The sequence below is a fragment of the Streptomyces sp. NBC_00057 genome (genome assembly GCF_045041165.1).
GTDB lineage: Bacteria > Actinomycetota > Actinomycetes > Streptomycetales > Streptomycetaceae > Streptomyces.
The window spans coordinates 832,447-852,821 of the sequence record NZ_CP108256.1 but is presented as its reverse complement, the minus strand read 5'-3'; the positions used below and the strand labels follow the sequence as shown (position 1 = coordinate 852,821).

Genomic DNA, 20,375 nt, shown 5'->3' with positions numbered 1-20,375 from the left:
CTCCTCCGTAATCCGAAGGAGCCGCCTCGTGGACCCCCTCATCTCGCTCCGGGACGCCGAACCGATCCCCTTCTGGCTGGACGACCCCGCCCGGCCCCACGCAGCCCGCGCTCTCATCGGGGCCACCCGCTGCGACCTGCTCGTGGTCGGCGGCGGATACAGCGGACTGTGGACCGCACTGATCGCCAAGGAACGCGACCCGTCCGCCGACGTGGTGCTGATCGAGGCGCAGGAAGTGGGTGGAGCGGCTTCGGGCCGCAACGGCGGATTCTGCGAAGCCAGCCTCACCCACGGCCTCAACAACGGACTGCAGCGCTGGCCGAACGAGATCGGCCTGCTGGAGCAGTTGGGTCGCGAGAACCTCCAGGCCATCGAGGACACGATCGAACGGCACGGGATCGACTGCGCCTGGGAACGCACCGGCTCTCTCGTCGTGGCCACCGAGCCCTACCAGGTCGCGGGCCTGGCGGAGGAGGCCGAGAGCGCTGCCCGGTACGGCGAACGCCCGGTCCTCCTCGACGCCGACGCCGTACGGGCCGAGATCGACTCACCCACTTTCCTCGGCGGCCTCTGGAGCAAGGACGACGTCGCCATGGTCAACCCGGCCAGGCTGGCCTGGGGCCTGAAGCAGGCGTGTCTGGACCTCGGAGTGCGCATCCATGAGCACACCCCGGCCAAGGAGATCGCCGAGGCCGGTTCCGGCATCGCCGTCCGCACCCCCTACGGACGCGTCGACGCCGCGCGCGTGGCGCTCGCCACCAACGCCTACCCCTCCCTGGTCCGCCGCCACCGGCCGTACACCGTCCCCGTGTACGACTACGCGCTGATGACGGAACCGCTGACCGACGCGCAGCTTGCCGCGGTCGGCTGGCGCAACCGGCAGGGATTCGCGGACAGTGCCAATCAGTTCCACTACGTACGCCTGTCCGCGGACAACCGCATCCTGTGGGGCGGATACGACGCCATCTACCACTACCGAGGCCGCGTCAGCGCCGAGCACGACCAACGGCCGGCGACCTTCGCCACCCTCGCCCGGCACTTCTTCCGGACCTTCCCGCAACTGGAAGGGGTCCGCTTCACGCACGCGTGGGGCGGCGCCATCGACACCAGCACCCGCTTCTGCGTGTTCTTCGACACGAGTCACCGCGGGAAGGTCGCTTACGCCGCCGGCTACACCGGACTCGGCGTCGGTGCCACGCGCTTCGGCGCGGAGGTCATGCTCGACCTGCTCGCAGGCGACCGCACCCGGCGCACCGCGCTGGAGATGGTCCGGAGCAAGCCCCTGCCCTTCCCGCCGGAGCCGGTCCGCTCCCTGGGAATCGGCATCACCAAGTGGTCCCTCGCCCGCGCGGACGAGAACGCCGGCCGGCGCAACCTCTGGCTCAAGACCATGGACCGCTTCGGTCTCGGCTTCGACAGCTGACACCGGACTCGGCCGCTGTCAGGAGCGGCCCGACGATTCCTGCAGTGAGTCCGTGAAGGAGGCCGACGCCACGGCGCTGTTCCACGATGGGTGTATCGCCGTCGCATCCGTCATCGCCGACCGCATGGCCGAGGACGGCCTGGCGCGTACCCGCCACCACATCGAGCGCGAGACCCCCCGCCACAGACCGACACCATCAGAGAGGCCCCGCATGACGGAAGACATCATCCGTACCAGCCACGGACCAGTGCGTGGCGAACGGACCGAGACAGGCGTCCGCTTCCTCGGCATTCCCTACGCCCGGCCGCCGATCGGACCGCTCCGCTTCGCCGCGCCCGTCCCACCGGAGCCGTGGGCCGAGGTCCTCGACGCCCGCGTGTACGGACCCACTGCGCAGCGCCGTCCGTTCGCCGAGGTGACCACCATCCCCGAGCCCTGCGTTCCCGGCGAATCCACCCTGAACCTCAATGTGTTCACCCCGGCCCGCGCCGCCGGGCAGACCGGCCTCCCCGTCCTGGTGTGGATCCACGGCGGCGGCTTCGTCGCGGGCTGCTCGGCCAGCCCCTGGTACGACGGCACAGCCTTCAACCGCGACGGAGTGGTCCTGGTATCGCTGGGCTACCGGCTCGGCATCGAGGGCTTCCTGCACCTGGAGGACTCGCCCGACAACCGCGGGGTGCTCGACTGGATCGCTGCCCTGCGGTGGGTACGGGAGAACATCGCCGCCTTCGGTGGGGACCCGGACAAGGTGACCGTCGCCGGCCAGTCGGCAGGCGGCGGCGCGGTCCAAACACTCCTGGCCACGCCGGCCGCGGCGGGCCTGTTCCGGGCAGCGATCTCGGCTTCGGGCGCGGTCATGCGACCGCAGGGCCCAGAGTTCGCGGCGACCGTCTCCGAACTCTTCACCGCACGCACCGGAGTGCCCGTCACGGCCGCGGCGCTCCAGAGCCTGACGGACGAGGAGATCCTCGCCCTCCAGGACGCGCTGAACGCCCCCGGACCCGATCGCGACGCCCTCCCCATGTTGGTCCTCGCCCCCTTCGCCGACGGAGCGCTGATCCCCGAACCCGTACCGGACGCACTCATCGCCGGCGCGGCGGGCCAGGACATCCCGCTGATGATCGGCTGCACCGCGCACGAGTTCAACGCAGTCGCGGAGGGAGAGGCCGGTCAGGCCCTCACCGACCAGATCTTCCGTGCACCCGCCCTTGCCGTCGCCGAGTCCCGGGCGAGCCGCGATCTCCCCACGTGGCTCTACCAGTTCGATTGGACCGCGACCGCACCCGCGTTCGAGGGCCTGGCCCACCACTGTGCCGACCTTCCCTTTGCCTTCGACCTTCTGGGCGCCGAAGGGGTCGACAAGGCGTTGGGGGAGGCGCCCCCGCAGCAGCTCGCCGACGCCGTGCACGCGGCCTGGGTCGCCTTCGTCCGCGACCTCGACCCCGGCGCGGCCTGGCCCTCCTACTCCACCGAGCGGCGCGAGACCCGTGTCTGGAACACGGAGTCCCGCACGGAGCGCGACCCGCTCCGCTGCGTACGGGAGACCTGGCTGGGCGCGGAGACCTGACCACGGTCTCCGCGCCCCGTCGTCACCGGCCCGGCGCGTCCTCCTCAAGGACCCGCCGGGCCAGGGCGTTGGCGGCCGGGACCCCGCAGCGGGGACGTGCAGGGCCGGCTGCCCCCGCTCGCGAGAAGCGGGGCGACGAGCCGTTCGACGGTGCCCGGGACACCGTCTCCGTACACTCCGAAGGCCGCCAAGGTGCCTGCCGCTGCGCCGAGTTGGGCTGGTAGTCGGTCCGTACCGCATGGATCAGGCCGGCGCGCGCCTGGGCGCGGGTGAGAGCGTCCTCGGCGTCGAGCGGCGCTTGGAAGAAGGCGGTGTCGGACGTCGCGGCGTCGGCGGGGGAGCCGGCCCGTCTTGTCGGTGATCAGCAGGAGTCCGGGACGGTCGGTGCCAGGTGGGGTTCGCAGGCGAGGAGCGCCATAAGGACCTCGCGCCCGTCGACTTTCGAGCAGGCCAGGAGTCCGGGTGATCGGCATCCTGGCCGGGGTATCGACCAGGCGAACTGCCAGTGACGGCAACCTGACGGAGAGATAGGGTTCGGCTGAGAAGAATCCGCTCGGTGCACGCGAGCTGCGCCAGGGCCGGACACGGTGGCCGCCCGAGGAGGAGCCGGATGCTGCAGGCGCTGGGATTGGGCCCGGACGAAGAGGCCATCTACACGGCAATGCTGGCCCGCCCGACAACCTCCGCGCAGGACCTCGCCCGGCAGACCGGACTCGAGAAGGCCGAGAGCGTGCGCATCCTGCTCGACCTGGCGGCGCGCGGCCTGGTGGCCGTCGCCACCGAGGCCGAGAGTGGGGCACCCGACTCGGCCGATCGCGAGGCCGGCCTCCAGTCTGCCCGCTACCGGCTCACACCGCCCTCGGTGGCCCTGGCCCCGCTCCTCGTCGAGCAGCGCAACGCACTGCACCAGGCCGAGACCGCGTTCTCGATGCTGACCGAGCAGTACCGCACTACCGCCGCGCACACTGCGGGTGGTGTCGTGGAGGTGGTCGTCGGCGTGGAGCAGGTCGCACGCCGGTTCCACCAACTGCAGCGCGGCGCCCAGCGGGAGTTGCTTGTCTTCCTCGTCGGCGAGAACATCGCGGTGCCGCGCGAGGACGCCGAAACGTCGGAGAGTTCCGCGCTGGACCGAGGGGTCGACTTCCGGGTCGTGGCCGCCAAGGACTATCTCGACGGTCACGACGTTGTGCGGGACGTGCGGGCGGCGGTCACGGCAGGCCTCGAGCTTCGTCTGGTCGATTCGCTGCCGCTGAAGATGGTTGTGTCGGACCGGGAGCGCGCCATGGTGCCGCTGGACATGGCGGACTCCGGCGGTGAACCGAGCGCAATCGTGGTGCACCGCAGCGGCCTGCTGACGGCCCTGGTCCATCTCTTCGAGAAGGAATGGGCCCAGGCCCGACCGATGTACACCACTCCCACGGGCGTGCGCGAGGAGCCGGCAGCCGATCAGCAGCCGACCGAGGAGGAACTGGATGTCCTCGCCCTGCTGCTGGCAGGGATCTCCGACCGGCGGGCGGCATCGCAACTCGGCCTCTCCATACGCACCGTGGAGCGGCGGATGCGCCGTCTGATGGACCTTGCCGGAGCGGAGTCACGCCTGCAACTCGGATGGCACGCTGCACATGCGGGCTGGCTTTGACCTCCTCCTCGGCCTGAGAGCCGAGGACCTTCCATCTGTTGGTGGCCCCCCTGCGAGGGTGGCCGCCAACTCCTGGAGGGTTCCTGCTTCACCGTCGGCGGGCGGTGAACCGGGCTGGCGATATCTACCGGAGCGGCGGCACGCGCACCCACGCCGACAGGTACCTGACCGAGTCCCTATCGGCACTCGGCGGCTCGGGGATGAGGAACGACGTCGCGATGGCGGCAGCCATGATGACGACACCGGCGATCACGCCGGCGATGTGTCCGGGGGAGGGCGTCGGGTCGGCGCGCGTGGCGGCGGTCTCGACTGTGTACGGCACGGCGGAGCTGAGACCGGCGCCTAGGCTGAACGAGCACGCGTTCAGACCTGGGCCGGAAGCCCGAGTTGTCGCGGAGGGACAGGACGACGGCGAGCCCGCCGGTGAATCCGCTGCCCCGCGGTGGTCCGGTGGCTGTCAACGTCGGCGACCGATCAGCGGCGGCCTCGACGGCGTGCAGGGCGTGGGCGAGCGAGCCACCCCCAACCAGCATTGCTCTGCCGGGCGTTCACTGCCTCGGCGACCTCAACCTGGCCGAGGAGTTGCTGCGGCTGCAGTGGCTCCCGGAGACGGAGTGCGGAGCCTGTGCTGTGTCCGGGAACTGCTTGCCGACCTGGTCGCCGGAGCCCTTTGCCCGCAACCTCGCCTCCTGGCGGGCCACGACCGACGCGTGGTCCGGCCCGCACCTCGCTCCTGAGCTGCCGGGCTCGTTCCCCGGCGGCGGATCGGAGCCCGCACGGATCCGGAGGAATCGGCCGCGCGCCCCCTTCAGAGAGATCAACGAAGCAGCGTCGGCCCGGCGAAGCGTACCTCCACCTGCCGGGCCCGAATCTCCAACGAGCAGACGAACCAATTGACGTGACCACGTGACGGAATACCGCCATGTGGGGAATCCGCCACGCGTGGCACCCCTATGCGATCCGTATGTCTGCCAGGATGCGGCCGCAGCATGGCATGTCCACGGCGTTAAGTAGGGAGAATCATGCATCCCATAGCGCGTATAGCCTTGGGCGCGGCGACTGCCGCCGTCCTGGCCGTCACTGCGGTCGCGCCTTCCGGCGCGGCGGATACGCCGCCTGACAGTGCCTCGGGAAAGAGACCCATCACCGGCAGCGGGACCACAGCAACGGGCGGCAAGCAGGTCACGGTCACGCTCGTCACCGGCGACAAGGTGCTGGTGACCACGGACAAGTCGGGCCGCAGCTCGGCGGCCGTGCTGCCCCGCGAGGACGGCACACAGCCGATTGTGCAGACCTTTCAGATGGGCAAGGACCTCTACGTCTACCCGGAGGACGCCTCCCGGGCGATCGCCGAGGGCAAGGTGGACGAGCAGCTGTTCAACGTCACTGGGCTCATCCGCCAGGGATACGACGACACACGCACCGACACGCTGCCGCTCATCGCCACCTACCGGAACAGTGTGAACGTTGCCGACAGCGCGCCGGCGGCCCCTCGTGGGGCCGAGCGGGGCCTGAGCCTCCCGGTTGTGGACGGCGTCGCGCTCAAGGCCGGCAAGGACACTGCCGCCACCTTCTGGCAGGACGTCACCAACCCCCGCTCGCGGTCTGCCTCGACGCTGAAGAAGTTGTGGCTGGACGGCAAGGTCAAGGCCACGCTGGACCAGTCCACCAAGCAGGTGCACGCGCCGGAGGCCTGGGCGGCCGGCTACGACGGCAAGGGCACCAAGGTCGCCGTGCTGGACACGGGCGTGGACGCCGAGCACCCGGACCTGACGGGCCGGATCGCCGCGTCCAAGAACTTCACCGACTCCCCGAACGTCAACGACCGGCAGGGTCACGGCACCCACACCGCCTCCACGGTCGGCGGCTCGGGAGCGGCCAGTGACGGCAGCAAGAAGGGCGTCGCTCCCGGGACGGACCTACTCATCGGCAAGGTCCTCAGCGACTACGGCTCCGGCCAGTTCTCCTGGATCATCGCGGGGATGCAGTGGGCCGTCGACCAGAAGGCCGACGTCGTCTCCATGAGCCTGGGCAGCTCCGCAATCGGTGACTGCGGCGACCCGCTGGCCGCGGCGACGAAGGAGCTGTCGCAGAACACGCATACCCTGTTCGTCGTCGCCGCCGGCAATATGGGTTCGGGCATCGAGACCGTTTCCTCGCCCGGGTGTGTGCCCGGTGTGCTGACCGTCGGTGCCGTCGACCGCGATGACAGCACCGCGTGGTTCTCCAGCCGGGGTCCCGTGGCCGTCACCCACACCCTCAAGCCCGAGATCGCCGCCCCCGGCGTCGGCATCTCGGCGGCCAGCGCGGGCGGACGCGGCAACTACGCCTACCAGACGATGTCGGGCACCTCCATGGCGACCCCGCATGTCGCGGGCGCTGCGGCCGTCGTCCGTCAGGCGCACCCGGACTGGACCGCGCAGCAGGTCAAGGCCGCCCTGGTCTCCTCCGCCCGCACCGGTGGCAAGGTCGCCGGCGCGGATGAGACCGGAGCCGGTGTCCTCGATGTGGCTGGTGCGGTGGACCAGCAGGTGCTGTCCGCGCCGGCGGTCCAGGCCGGCAGCTACAGCTGGCCGCAGGACGCGTCGGACCGCACCACCGTGCAGGTGCCCTTCACCAACACCGGCAGCAGCGACCTGACCCTGAGTCTGAAGGTCAGCGGTGTGCACGGCAACGACGGCAGCGACATCACCTCCGGCGTCCTCAAGCTGGATGAGGGCAAGGTGACGGTCCCCGCGGGGGCGACCGTCCAGGTGCCGCTGCGGGTCGACCCCACCGCCCACCTGAAGGCCGCCCAGTACGGCGCTGTCACGGGCCGGATCCTTGCCACCGGCGGTGATGTGCACGTCTCCGTGCCCGTCACGCTCTACGTCGAGCCGGAGACGGTCACCCTCCGGGTCAAGGTCATCGACCGCAACGGCAACCCCGCGACCGGCCCCTCTTCCCTGGACGTCGTCAGCCTTGACGCCGACAAGGGCGAGCGCCGCAGCAACGAGGGCGCGGCCGAGCAGATGTACCGCCTGCGCCCGGGCGACTATGCCATCAGCAGCTTCGTGGGGACCTACGACGCGAACAACGCGCCCGAATCGATCAGCTACCTCGCGCACCCGCAGATGCGGATCACCCAGGACGCCACCGTCGTTCTCGACGCCCGCAAGGCCCACCAGCTGAGCCTGCGCACCGACCGCCCCTCGACGGTGAGCAACACATCGTTCAGCTACGCCCGCACATGGGACGACACCTGGCTGCTGTCCGGATCGCTCATGGCCGGCAAAACCGTGCAGAAGTTCTACGCAGACGTTCAGGGACGTGCTCAGAAGGGCACCTTCGAGTTCCGGCCTACCTGGCGCGCGACCGGCTCCGAGGACGGCGCGCCCTACGTCTACAACGTGTCGTTCCCGACCGAGGGTCCGCTGCACTCCGACCAGCTCTACCAGCCCAAGGACTCCAAGCTGGCCCAGGTCACCGAGAAGTGGAATGCGGTGGGCAAGGAGGCCGACTACATCGACGCGATGTTCATCCACCCCTCCTGGAGCAGTAACACCTATATCCCCGTGAGCCCGTTCGGCACGGTCCATGTCCCCGGCACCCGCACCGCCTACTACACGACCGGTGACGACGTCTGGGCCCACAGCGCGATGAGCAGCTTCCCGTTCGCCGCGTTCATGGGTGACCAGGACCGCACCTACCAGCCCGGAGACCGGCGCAGCGAGGAGTGGTACCGCGGCATCCTGCGGCCGGCCGCGCCCCGCGACCCAGCCGGCAACCTGGCGCTGGCCGCCGAGCGGCAGGGCAACCTGATCGGCATCCAGAGCGCCTTCTGGGTCGACGCTTCCGGCGACCACTGGTCCTACGGCGGATCGTTCGGCGACATCGGCAACATGGTGCTGAAGCGCAACGGTGAGCAGATCGCCACCACCGCTTGGCCGTACGGCGTGTTCAAGGTGCCGGACGAGGACTCCGCGTACGAGCTGACCCAGAACCTGTTCAAGATCCCCTCCTCGGACCGGAACTGGCTGCGCTCCACCGAGATCAGCACCACCTGGAGCTTCCGCTCCCACCGGGAGCCGGACGTCTACTCGCGCGGCCTGCCGATTCTCTTCCCGGCGTACGACCTGCCGCTGTTGGACGGCCTGAACACGCTGCCCGCGCAGAGCGGCATCAAGGTCGGCCTGTCGGCCGAGGGCCACGCCGGGTACGCTCCGGGCGCGGTCACGGCGGCCTCGCTGTCCTACTCCTACGACGGCGGCACCACCTGGACCAAGGCGCCGACCGAGCAGCAGGACGGCAAGTGGACGGCCGTCCTCGACCACACCGGCGCCACCGGCAAGCAGGTCACGCTGAAGGCCACCCTCACCGACTCGAAGGGCAACGCGGTCACCCAGACCATCACCCGCGCCTACGACGTCCGGTAGCCACACAGTCCGGCCGGGCAGTCTCCCGTAACAGGGGGACTGCTCGGCCACCCACCTGCTGCCTCACTGTTGATCAACGGGGCGTGCTGCAACCGTGCTCGAGGTGACGAGGCCGCAGGTTGCTCATTGGGCTGTGTACGGGTGGGGATGTTGATGCGGTCCGATGGTCCGCTGGTTCGGCCGAGCTTCACGAGCGGTTCTTGCACCGGTTTGCTCGTACCGAGCCGCGTGAGTCCGCGCCGACGTATCTGCGTGGTCCGATCGCTCCGTTGGAGCCGAAGAACGGCTGGACGGTCGCCGAGGAGGCCGGGCACGAGAGCCCGCTCAACTCCGGTGCCACGGGCAACTGTGTTGGGGGTGGCCAGTGGTTTCTGCCAGTGCTGGGCACCCCACATCGAGGGGTAGGCGGGGTCGACCGCGACAATGCTCAGGCCCTGTTCGGCGGCCCTGGAGACCAGCCGGACCTTGAGCTTTCCGGTCGGGATGCCGGAGATCAGCTGCCGGAACCTCTTCTTGCGGCCGTGTTTCTCCCGCGTTTTCTCGGTGGTGAAGTCGAGGTCTTCGATGGCAATCGCGGTGACACCGGCCTGTTTGGCCCAGTGGATCAGGCGGGTCAGGGCGTGGCGGATGTGACGCGGATCGTCTCGTTCCCGAACCGTTTCCCGGACTCGCCGTCGGCGGCGATGAACCAGCGTTCAGCTTCCCAGCGTTCTCGCCACTGCTCTTCGGTCAGCCGGGCCTGGGTGAGGTGGTGGCGGGTGTTCAGGAGGCGTTTGCCGCCCCGTACCACCCGGACGCGTCCGGCCTGCCGGTCACGGACCGCGGTATCGTGCCGGGCTTCCAGCGCCGCGAGGCGGCGGGACTTGTGGAACCACTCGCCCTTGGAGCGGTAGCCACCGGCTGCCCGCTTCGTTCCGCTCGCGCCGATGGGGAGGGAGAGGCGGTGCCGCAGCGTCCTGATCCCGGATTCCAGCGTCCGGATGTGCGCTGCCTGGCAACGGCGCGCCAGCGCCCACTGGTCGTGTGTGGCTTTGGTGATCGCACCGGCGATCCGCGATGACGACAGCGGCGTCAGGTCCCGCTTGCGCGACGCCCAGGTGTCCGCGCTGTGCTCCAGACCATCCGCACAACGGGCCCTGAGATCACGGGAAGCCAGACGCCCCTGATGCTCACCGACCGCACGCAGGACTATCTCGTCCTGGGGCGTGAGGTGCTTCAGACGGTCCCGGACCGCCACCCCGCAAGGCCCGGGCGCCACGAAGGACCCGGCCAACTCCCGCACACCACCCACCACAACACCCCCTCCCCAGACTGGAAACCTGCCACCTGCCCAACGAGCAGCAGACGCCAAGGTCACCCATTCGATCCCAGAACTTCCGTTCCCACTCGGTGAACCCGCCGACAGGACTCACTCCTGCTCACTACAACGCACTTCAGCTCAGCAAACCGACAGCAGCTCACAACCCCTATACGTCATCCCAGGCCATTGAGCTCATCCTCCAGCCGGCAGGTGTCCGGACGAACTGGGTGGTCTTGCGGCCGGATCCCTCGAACCACTCGCCATCGAGGAAACCGGACTTGCGGTACTCGCTGAATCGGTGCGCGATCGACCCGAAAATCTCGGTCCGCTCGGCAACTTCCCATTCGGAGAACTCCGTCAGCGTCCCATCGGTGAGGATCTTCTCCCGGGGCTCGACGAACGCGTCGAGGTTGTAGATCACCGGCTCGTCCCCGACGTTCTTGATGATCATTCCTTGCGGAATGAACACCTCACGGACAGCGTCCACGTTCGGCCGGCTACCGCCGGTGTTGGTGAACGCACCGAGTAAAGAATGCATCAGCTGGTCGAGCTCGGCCTTGACGTCGGACACGGATCCCCTCCCACAGGTGAAACACCTCGCGCCTGATCGTCGCCCATTGCCGGCCTGTCGGCAAGGTCGACGTACTGGGTCCTGCCCCGGGAGCGGGGCAGCCCCATGCACTCGGTGAGCGATGCAGCGAAGGACAATGTCCTGCCCGGACTCGGCCAGACTGCCAACGGTGTTGCCCGCACGCGCGACCGGGACCATGACAGCGCTGCTCACGAGGCGGATGGGCCTGCTGCGTGGGACACTTAGACCGACCGGCAAATGGGGGGCGGCGTCGCGGGGCTGGGCACGCACATCTGCGGCGTTTTCGTCAATCACCAACGCTCCGCGTTGGCTCAATCCTCCGCCTTGCAGCTGCACGCACCCAGCCCCGCTCCTTCTCCCACCCCCCATTTGCCGGTCGGTCTTAGGGGGATTGTTCCCAGCCGACAGGTGGCGGGAGGAGCGGACATGGAGATCAAGCCGCAGGCGGCCGTCATCCCCAAGATCGACCAACTCGAGCAGGGGAAATACGGTCCCGTGTTTCCGAAGACACCGGCGTGTTACGGGTTCACCATCATTGCGAAGGTCAAGCCGGGCAGGGCTGACGCGATACGTGCCTACGGCAACACTCTGGCCGAGGCCTTGGAGGAAGACCCCTATCTCCTCGCGCCACTGAAGTTGCACTATCTGCGCTGGGTGCTTTTCGACGACGACACGCGCTTCATGTATCAGGGGATCTTCGATACCGACTTCGACAAGTACACCGAGGACGCCGTCGCGCTTTTCGGCAAGGCGGGGGTGAGCACGTCCTTCGAGAACCTCGAAGGATTCCCCGAGGACTGGCGGACCAACCCTGAGGCGTTCGTCAGGTTTGTGCGCGAACACCACTGTCCGAGCTTCATCGAGTACGGGGAGTACCCGTACGTGTCCGCTGATGAGATCAAGAAGGCCCTGCGGATCAAGGGTGCCCTGTCGGAGATGCTCGACCAGCTGCAGTGAGAGCGGGCTGTCGTGTGCTTGTCCCATGTGTGGATCGGAGACGAAGATGAGCGAGGTCAGGACTGCGCGCACCTACAACCAGAACCACGTCCCGCGCGAATACACCCCTGGTCGGCGACGGGTGAGCATCTACGTCTCGTGGAGCTATCCGGCCGAGGCGGGCAGAAATCCGGCTGAGCTGGACAACCGGTTCTCCACGATGACGGAGGTCAGGCGGGTGGCGTGGCCCGCCTACGAGGATCCGAAGTGGTCCGACCCGTTGCAGTTCCAGCAGGGCATCGCCGGCGCACTGGAATTGTTCTTCTGGGCCTGGGTGCCGTTTCAGCAGTTCGTCGAGGAGGTCACCGGGCACCCCGTTCCGGTGTATCAGCGTATCGACCAGGCCGGATTCCGGACCCCGCTCGACGAGCGCGTACTGGCCGACACCGACACTCTCTTCGTGTTCGGGCTGGACCACATGATCACCGGGCAGGAAGCCCAGCCCGAGGAGGTTGAGGCACTGCGGGCCTTCCTCGGCCGGGAGGACGCCTGTCTGGTCCTGGGGCCTCACCATGATGTCGGGGCTTCGGACGATCTGGCCGTGCGGGACGTGGAGTACCACCATCACGGAGATCGCTTGGTCCCCCGCCAGCAGCGATTCGCCACCTACGTCAGGGACTTGATGCAGGGCCTCGCGGTGCCGGTCGAGAACCGTTACGGACTGCGCCCCGCGGTGCGGGAGAAGAACAAGATCGCCCCGCTCTCCACGGTGAGGGACCTGGACGCGAAAGGGTGGCTGGAAGGGGTGACGAACTTCAACTTCCATATGCACCTGCCGCATTACGCCGTGACGACCGACGAGCCGGATGTCATCCACGTGCTGGCCAGGCAGCCGATCGACACCTCCAGGCCGCATCCGTTCACCGAGGCCGGCAACACCGAGTTCAACATGTTCCTGTGGATGCCTCCGAGCGGTGAGCGGGCCGGCGATGTGCTGCTGGCGGACTCCACGATCTTCAGTTCGCTGTTCGGAGGCGACGAGAGTCTCAGGAACTTCTGGCGGAACCTCGTCTCGAAGTAGTACTACAGGGAGGTGGACCGTGAGCCGGCCTACGCAAGTTGCGTTGGAACTCGACGACATTCAGCGCGGGGTTCTCAGCCCTCGGCCGACTCCCTACGCGGCGACCTATCTTGTGTTCCGCGTCGATGACAGGGCCGACGGTCGGGAACTGATGCGACGCGCGAGCGCGGTGGTGACCTCTGCCGCCGACCCGGTCAGCCCCCTGGGGGAGACATGGGTCAGTGTCGCGGTCACCTGTCACGGCCTGGCGGCGCTGGGTGTGCCGGGCGGATCACTGGACACGTTCGCCTGGGAGTTCCGGCAGGGGATGGCCGCCCGGGCCAAAGCGCTGGGCGATGTCGGCGAGAGCAGCCCCGAGAACTGGGAAGCGCCGCTGGGCACGCCGGATGTCCATGTGGTGCTCGCGGCGGTCGCGCCCGACGTCCCGCGGTTGGAGGCGGCCGTCGATCGGGCCCGGCCCGCGTACGACGGCCTCGCCGGTGTGACCGCGATCTGGCGACAGGACTGTTACGCGCTGCCCACCGAGACCGAGCACTTCGGCTATCGCGACGGCGTCAGCCATCCGGCCGTCGAAGGAAGCGGCATCCCCGGGTCCAACCAGCTGGAGGTGCCGTTGAAAGCCGGGGAGTTCGTGCTCGGCTACCGGGACGAGATCGGCGGTCTCCAGACCCCGCAGCCGGAGGTGCTGGGGCGCAACGGCAGCTACGCGGTCTTCCGTAAGCTTCACCAGGACGTCGCCGCGTTCCGGCGCTATCTCCGGGACAACGCCACGTCCCCCGAAGACGAGGAACTGCTCGCGGCCAAGATCATGGGACGCTGGCGCAGCGGAGCCCCCCTCGCGCTCAGTCCGCAACACGATGACCCCGCTCTCGGTAGCGACCGGGACCGCCGCAACACCTTCCTGTATGAGCGAGACGATCCGGCGGGATTCATCACGCCCGGCAGCTGTCACATCCGCCGGGCCAACCCCCGCGACGCCTCGGTGGCGGGAGAAGTGCGACTGCACCGCATGATCAGACGCGGCGCCGTCTACGGTCCACCGCTCCCCGAGGGAGTCCTGGAGGACGACGGGGCCGACCGCGGCCTGATGTTCGCGTTCATCGGAGCCCACCTCGGGCGGCAGTTCGAGTTCGTCCAGTCGGAATGGATGAACGACGGCGTCTTCTTCGGCGCGGGCAACACCAAAGACCCCATCACCGGATCCCACGACGGAGCCACCGGCTTCACCATTCCCCGGCGGCCGCTTCGACGGCGCCTCACCCCACTGCCGCGCTTCGTCGTCACCCGCGGCGGCGAGTACTGCTTCCTGCCGAGCCGGAGCGCCCTGCGCTGGCTCGGGGAACTCCCGAACTGACAGGGCGGCCACGCACGCCGTCGCACCCCCCGAGGTGCTCCGCCGCCCGAGGGCGCGTCCCTCGGGCGGGTCGTGGTGGCGGTGAACGCCCGCCACCACGACACGCCGAGGAAGACCCGGTCAGCCAGGACCAGCCATGCCCGGGCCCGCTGGCCGACCACACGACGCGGGCCTGCGGCGTCGGCTCCCCGCCCCGGCGGTCGTCCAGCTCCGCATCAGGTACCGCATGCGTGCCGTCCTGCATCGGCGCCGCCATCCGTACCTGTCGGAACGCCGCCTTGGCCGGGCCACGGGTGTCGCCCGGACGACCGACCGAAGGTCTTCTCGGTCGCGCGACGGTCAGTGGCATCCCAGCACGTGCCGTCCACCGCCACCAGCCGCAGCCCACGCCAGAACGCTCCCGGTGTCTGCTCGTCGGCCGGCACCGAGCGGTGGCGGCGAACAGCGCCATCAGCGGCTTCGATCCGGCCGTCCCCTGGCTCGGACAAGTGAGGACTTGGCAGGCATCCGCCACGATCCGCACAGCCCGGCTTCCGCAGACCGCCGACCAGAAGCCACACCGCGCTGCGCACGCAGCGTCTTCCTGCGGTTGCCGCCGTCGAACCAGATCGGTTCAGCCCGTGGGCGCCTCCTGCTTGACGACGATCTCCCGCTTGATGATCTTGCCCGTTGCTCCCTTGGGGAGTGCGTCGGTGAAGGTGACGATCCGTGGATACTTGTAGGCCGCCACCCGCTGTTTGACATGGTCGCGTATTTCATCGGCCGTGATCTGTGCACCGTTCCGGAGGGTCACGACGGCGGCTATCTCCTCTCCGTAGGTCTCGTGCGGCACGCCGACCACTGCGGCCTCGGCGACGGCCGGGTGTTCGTAGAGCACCTCCTCGATCTCACGTGGGTAGACGTTGTAACCGCCGCGGATGATGAGGTCCTTCTTCCGGTCGACGATGAAGTAGTAGCCGTCTTCGTCGACACGGGCCAGGTCGCCGCTGTGGAACCACCCGTCCCGGATGGCATCCGCGGTCGCATCCGGACGATTCCAGTAGCCCTTCATCACGTTCTCGCCGCGGATCGCGATCTCACCCACCTCGCCCGGGCCCACCGAGGTGCCGTCGTCCGCCACGACCTTGAGCTCCACCCCGCGGATCGGGAGGCCGATCGAGCCGGCCTTGCGTGGCCTGTCCGGGGGGTTGAACGACGCGACGGGCGAAGTCTCCGACAGCCCATAGCCCTCCAGCACTGTGACGCCGAATGTCCGTTCGAAGTCGTGCAGTACCTCGACCGGCAAGGAAGCACCGCCGGAAACGGCCAGGCGCAGTCGTGAGAGGTCGTAGCCGTCGGGGATCCCGGTGTTGAGCAGGGCTGTGTACATCGTGGGGACGCCCAGGAAGATGGTGGCCCCGTCGTGATGCATGATCTCCAGCGCCTTGACCGGCTCGAACCGCGGCAGCAAGGTCAAAGTGGCGCCCGCGGCGACGGCAGTGTTGAGAGCGCAGGTCTGCCCGAAGGCGTGGAACAGCGGCAGGCCCCCGAACAGTACGTCGCCCGGCCCGACGTGGAGCAGCGTCTCGGTCGCGGTGGCCGCGTTGGTCATCAGGTTGCCGTGAGTCAGCTCGGCGCCCTTCGGAGTCCCTGTCGTGCCCGATGTGTAGAGGATCACGGCAGTGTCGGTCTCCGCCCGGTCGGCGACCTGGGGCATCGGTTCGGCGGCCTGAACCAGGGCGTCGAACGTCGCCGGGTCGGTGACCAGGCAGTCGGCCCCGACTCCCGCCGCGGCCGTTGCGACCTCGTCCGCGCACCGCGGGGATGTCACCACGATCCGCGATCCGGAATCCCGGAGAGTGAAGGCTATTTCACGGGCCTTCAACAGCGGATTCATCGGTACCACCACGCCACCGCAGCGGAGGATGCCGTAGTACGCGACCGGGAAACCGGTGATGTTGGGCATGACCAACGCGACGCGATCGCCCGGCCGGACGCCCTTGATCTGCAACAGTGTGGCGAACCGGGCGCTCGCGTCGTTCAGTTGGGCATAGGTGAGGGCGATCTCATCCTGGCGAACGGCGACGCGGTCGGCGTCGGCCCGGGCGGATTCGGTCAGGAGCGTGGCGAGGTTGTTCATTCGGTTTCCTCTTCGATCTGGGCTGTTGGCGGTCACCGTTGGTGCCGACAGCCGCCGAGGCCCACGGAGTTCTGTGTCGCGATCACGTCGCGGGGGGCAACCCCGCCGCGATCGGGACCGCCGCCGGTGCTGTGCGGATCTCCCCAGAAATCGGGCGGCAGGCCGCGTCCCTGCCGCACGGCCAGCCACAGCCGCAGGACGTGGCGCTTCAGTTCGGGCTCGGCGAAGTCCTCATATTCCGTGCGGGAATGAAGAAGCGCATGGTTGTTGAGGAACAGCAGGTCGCCGACCTCGAAGTCGACCTCGAGCCGGAGCTCCGGTGACCCTGCCAGTGCGTCGACGAGGTCGAACAGTTCCACGTCCGTCGGCTCCAGGCGGGGAACGTCAGGAAAGCGCTGTGCGGATTCGAGGTAACAGCGGTTGTAGCGCATGCTGAGCTTGCCCCCGCTCCAGGACACGAGCGGGACCGCGGCGTACGGGCGCTCGCCGGGGGCTTGCTCCTCCCGTAGGTCGAGGAAATGTGTGCGGTACAGCCGCTCGAGCAGATCCGGCCGCCGTGCCAGGACGGCGTTGTAGACCGCTGCCGAGCTGACGACGGCGGTCCGTGCGCCGGAGCGGGCCGCTCGCAGGCACAACAACCCGATGGCATCGGATCCGTCGGTGTGGAACGGCAGCCTCGCTCTGGTCTGGTATCCGCGCGTTCCCGGGTCGGCAAGGCTACGGCCGGTGTCCCGGGCGTGGCCGAGCATGTGGCCCGCCGCGTTCTGCGACACCGGAACACCCAGATGCCGGCCCACTCCCCAGAAAATGGTGCTCGCCGCAGCCTGGCTGTATCGCTCGACCGGAATACGTTTCACGAGCACGAAGCCGCGTCCGTTTTCCAGTACGTCGGCGATGCGTTTCAGTTCGCCGGCCAGGGTCGGCAGCGGAAAGTCGTCGGCGGTCACCTTCAGCAGCGGAACGCCCCGCTCGCGCACCGCGCGCAGAGCCGCCTCGAGTTCGTCGATCTGCGCCGGCGAGAGCCGCAGGACCCATTCCTCGGAGTCCGCCAGGTCCGGACCCGCCCACACGGCCGGCCCGGTACAAGGCCGACGCAGCACGTTGATCACGCTCGTCATGGTGACCTCCCTCAGGTCGTACGTCTCTCTTCGGACTCATGTGCAGCTCATTACCGGCTGGAACAGAAATTGTGCGTACGACCTCTCTCCTTTCTTTGTGGAATATCTCTGACGGCTTCGGTGCGTGTCATTGCCCCGAATTCATTGATCTGCAGGAAATTCCGTGCCGGTATTTCAGGGCTGGTCAACACTTGGACTGTTTGCGATGGTGTTCCCCGCTGGATTTCCGATCGGCCGGGACGCCGTATCCAGGCGGAGCCACCGCAGTGGTGCAACGCTAGGTCACGACATGCCCCATGGCTTGACGTGACGTGACATCTCACTTATCACTTGGGGACATCGCCCCCTGGAGTGCGCCCATGAAGCCTCTTGTCCGCAATGCAGCGCTGAACAACTATGTCGAGGTCAGCCAGTCGCTCGGCATCGATCCGAGGGCCCTGATGAAGCGTGTGGGCCTGGACCCTGTCGGCCTCGCGGTCCAGGACAGATGGATCCCCGGCGTGGCGGTCACCCAGCTGCTCGAACTCTCGGCAGCGGCCTCACGGCGCGGGGACTTCGGCCTGCTCCTCGCCGAGCGACGCAGCTTCTCCAATCTCGGCCCCATCAGTCTGGTCCTGCGCGACGAGCCCGATGTTCGCAGCGCCCTCGAACTTCTCGTCGGCCATGAGCACATGTACAACGAGATGCTTCGCAGCCGGCTCTCCGGGGCGAACGGCCTGGCCACCGTCAAAGTGAGCCTCGAGCTGGGTGAGGCCCTGGCCGCCCGCCAGGCCACGGAGCTGGCCGTGGGTACCTTCCACGGGGTCCTCCGCAGCTTTCTCGGTGCCCGGTGGCAGCCGTTGTCCGTGTGCTTCACGCACGACGCGCCGGCGGATCCCGGTACCCACCGGCGCCTCTTCGGCCCGGTAGTGGAATTCGACCGGGAATTCAACGGGATCGTTTTCTACGCCAGCGATCTCAAGGCTCCCAACCCCATGTCGGACCCGCTGCTGCGGACCTACGCCCGGCAGTACTTCGAGTCCATCGCGGTCTCGAAGGACACCACCGTGCTGGACCGCGTGCGTGAGCTGATCGAAGTCCTGCTGCCTACCGGGCGCTGTTCGATCGAGCAGGTCGCGGACAGCCTCGGCATCGACCGGAGGACGATCCACCGGCACCTGGCGGCGTCGGGCGATACGTTCTCCTCCGTTCTCAACGCCACACGTACCCAGCTCGCGGAGCAGCTCGTGGCGAACCCACGCCGCTCGTTCACGGAGATCTCCGGGCTCCTGGGATTCTCGGCACCGAGTGCCTTCTCGCGCTGGTTCCGCGAGCGGTTCGGCTGCAGTCCGAGGGAGTGGCGGGTCCGCAGGAGCAGGCAGCAGCCTTCCGGCGAGGAGTGACCACCGGAGTTTCCGCACAGGGGTGGGGCCGACCGTTCACGCCCTGTCTCAGCATGACCCTGCCCGGGTCCGGGGACGACGGCCGCGAGGGCAAGGCATGTCCCCAAGCGGCAAGTCTTCTGTCACCTTCGGTCAAGCGCGCACGTTAACCCGCCCTTAACGTTGCCTCACCGCAAGGGAAATGGTCGACCCCTCGGGGACGAGCAGAAACCCTGCCCGCAGCCGAATGTTCCCTTCCGGGCCCGCTGATCGTATCCGACCCCCCGCGGGCCCGGGGGCCCCGTCTGCAATCCCGCGTCCGCTCCTCGCAAGCCCTCCGGGCCTCGCATCGAAAGCAGTGATGCGTGCGGCGAGTGAAGACCCATTCGACAAAGGAGATGGACCATGCACTTCTTCGACGATTCCCTGTATCCGGAGAACCAGGAGAAGCTGGTCATCCAGGCCGCGCCCTACGGGCCGGAGTGGCTGCCCGGTGACGCCGACGACCTACCGCTCACCATGGACGAGCACGTGCAGGCGGCCGTCGACTGCTACAACGCCGGCGCCACGGTGCTGCACATCCACGTGCGCGAACTGGACGGCCACGGATCCAAGCGCATCTCCATGTTCAACGAGCTGATGGCCCGCCTGCGCGAGGCCGTGCCGGACATGGTCCTGCAGATCGGCGGGTCGATCTCCTTCGCCCCCGAGGACGAGGGCGGCGACGCCAAGTGGCTCAGCTACGACACCCGCCACATGCTGGCCGAGATCACTCCCAGGCCCGACCAGGTGACGATCGCGATCAACACCAACCAGATGAACATCGTCGAGCTCTTCGACGACGAGGACATCGAGGGAACCTCGATCGCCAAGCCGGGGTACTACAAGGCCTATCGGGACATGGTGGTCGAGGCCGGGCCGGACTTCTACCTCGAGCACCTCGAGCGGCTCCGTGCCAACGGCATCCAGCCGCACTTCCAACTTGCCAACATGGCACAGCTGGAGACCGTGGAGCGGCTGATCCGCAAGGGCATCTACAACGGACCACTGGTGCTCAACTACGTTGCCATCGGCGGCGGGTTCGCCGGCCGACACCCGGCCGACCTGATCGAGTTCATCCGTCGCGTCCCGGACGGCGCCGTGCTCACCATCGAGGCGTCCATGCGCGCGGTGGCGCCGATGAACGCGATCGGCATCGCCCTCGGCACGCACGTGCGGGTGGGCAACGAGGACAACCTGTGGCGGCACAAGGGCGAGCGGATGTCCTCCGTGGAGCAGGTCGAGCAGATGGTCAACATCGCCCATGCGCTGGGCCGTGAGATCGCCACCGGGCAGGAGGCGAAGAAGATCTACAAGATCGGCGAATGGTACTCGGACGCCGACGAGACCCTGGCCCAGCTCGGCATGGTGCCCAACCGCCGCCCCGGCCGACGCGGTTCCATGCTGCGCGACCTCAAGAGCTGACCCGAC

The 20,375-nt window shown here is 68.2% G+C and carries 14 protein-coding genes and 1 pseudogene; 10 read left to right on the top strand and 5 right to left on the bottom strand.

Features of this window, described 5'->3' with window-relative positions; all coding sequences use genetic code 11:
• The first annotated feature begins 28 nt into the window (after positions 1 to 28).
• The 3 genes from OG953_RS04250 (at position 29) to OG953_RS04240 (ending at position 4,629) form a co-directional block, all read left to right on the top strand.
• Positions 29 to 1,423, top strand: coding sequence for an NAD(P)/FAD-dependent oxidoreductase (locus OG953_RS04250; protein ID WP_405682584.1), 1,395 nt, complete (start codon positions 29 to 31; stop codon positions 1,421 to 1,423).
• A gap of 52 nt (positions 1,424 to 1,475) precedes the next feature.
• A complete protein-coding gene (locus OG953_RS04245) occupies positions 1,476 to 2,990 on the top strand; it encodes a carboxylesterase/lipase family protein (RefSeq protein ID WP_405682583.1) in 1,515 nt (504 codons plus the stop codon).
• A 610-nt stretch (positions 2,991 to 3,600) separates the two neighbouring features.
• Entirely contained in the window at positions 3,601 to 4,629 is a 1,029-nt protein-coding gene (locus OG953_RS04240) for a helix-turn-helix domain-containing protein (protein ID WP_405682581.1), read from the top strand.
• A gap of 124 nt (positions 4,630 to 4,753) precedes the next feature.
• On the opposite strand, the gene OG953_RS04235 is transcribed toward OG953_RS04240, so the two are convergent.
• Positions 4,754 to 4,951: a hypothetical protein gene (locus tag OG953_RS04235; RefSeq protein ID WP_405682580.1), complete on the bottom strand. Its 198-nt coding sequence runs from the start codon at positions 4,949 to 4,951 to the stop codon at positions 4,754 to 4,756.
• Between the two features lie 700 nt (positions 4,952 to 5,651).
• Here OG953_RS04235 and OG953_RS04230 point away from each other — a divergent pair.
• Both OG953_RS04230 and OG953_RS04225 read left to right on the top strand, forming a co-directional pair.
• Positions 5,652 to 9,044, top strand: coding sequence for a S8 family peptidase (locus OG953_RS04230; RefSeq protein WP_405682579.1), 3,393 nt, complete (start codon positions 5,652 to 5,654; stop codon positions 9,042 to 9,044).
• 131 nt (positions 9,045 to 9,175) lie between these two features.
• Positions 9,176 to 9,367 (top strand): annotated as a pseudogene (locus OG953_RS04225) (IS701 family transposase); the annotation flags it as partial.
• 290 nt (positions 9,368 to 9,657) lie between these two features.
• Here the strand turns inward: OG953_RS04225 and OG953_RS04220 are convergent.
• On the bottom strand, positions 9,658 to 10,338 hold the full coding sequence (locus tag OG953_RS04220; protein WP_405692443.1) for a hypothetical protein: 681 nt from the start codon (positions 10,336 to 10,338) through the stop codon (positions 9,658 to 9,660).
• A gap of 172 nt (positions 10,339 to 10,510) precedes the next feature.
• On the bottom strand, positions 10,511 to 10,882 hold the full coding sequence (locus OG953_RS04215; RefSeq protein ID WP_405691610.1) for a DUF4440 domain-containing protein: 372 nt from the start codon (positions 10,880 to 10,882) through the stop codon (positions 10,511 to 10,513).
• Positions 10,883 to 11,362: 480 nt separating this feature from the next.
• Here OG953_RS04215 and OG953_RS04210 point away from each other — a divergent pair, with 480 nt between their 5' ends.
• From OG953_RS04210 to OG953_RS04200, 3 genes are read left to right on the top strand one after another with little or no spacing between them, the layout of a single operon-like run.
• Positions 11,363 to 11,893, top strand: coding sequence for a hypothetical protein (locus OG953_RS04210; protein ID WP_405682578.1), 531 nt, complete (start codon positions 11,363 to 11,365; stop codon positions 11,891 to 11,893).
• Between the two features lie 46 nt (positions 11,894 to 11,939).
• On the top strand, positions 11,940 to 12,953 hold the full coding sequence (locus tag OG953_RS04205; RefSeq protein ID WP_405682577.1) for a hypothetical protein: 1,014 nt from the start codon (positions 11,940 to 11,942) through the stop codon (positions 12,951 to 12,953).
• Positions 12,954 to 12,972: 19 nt separating this feature from the next.
• Entirely contained in the window at positions 12,973 to 14,307 is a 1,335-nt protein-coding gene (locus OG953_RS04200) for a Dyp-type peroxidase (protein ID WP_405682576.1), read from the top strand.
• A gap of 613 nt (positions 14,308 to 14,920) precedes the next feature.
• Here OG953_RS04200 and OG953_RS04195 read toward each other — a convergent pair.
• Together OG953_RS04195 and OG953_RS04190 are read right to left on the bottom strand one after the other, a co-directional pair.
• Positions 14,921 to 16,426, bottom strand: coding sequence for a long-chain-fatty-acid--CoA ligase (locus OG953_RS04195; RefSeq protein ID WP_405682575.1), 1,506 nt, complete (start codon positions 16,424 to 16,426; stop codon positions 14,921 to 14,923).
• A gap of 32 nt (positions 16,427 to 16,458) precedes the next feature.
• The gene (locus OG953_RS04190; protein ID WP_405682574.1) at positions 16,459 to 17,535 is read right to left on the bottom strand and encodes a TauD/TfdA family dioxygenase; all 1,077 of its coding nucleotides are present in this window, start codon (positions 17,533 to 17,535) and stop codon (positions 16,459 to 16,461) included.
• Between the two features lie 368 nt (positions 17,536 to 17,903).
• Between OG953_RS04190 and OG953_RS04185 the strand changes: the two genes are divergently transcribed.
• Complete coding sequence (locus OG953_RS04185) at positions 17,904 to 18,926, top strand: AraC family transcriptional regulator (RefSeq protein ID WP_405682573.1); 1,023 nt, start codon at positions 17,904 to 17,906, stop codon at positions 18,924 to 18,926.
• Between the two features lie 384 nt (positions 18,927 to 19,310).
• Positions 19,311 to 20,369, top strand: coding sequence for a 3-keto-5-aminohexanoate cleavage protein (locus OG953_RS04180; protein WP_405682571.1), 1,059 nt, complete (start codon positions 19,311 to 19,313; stop codon positions 20,367 to 20,369).
• Positions 20,370 to 20,375: the final 6 nt, after the last annotated feature.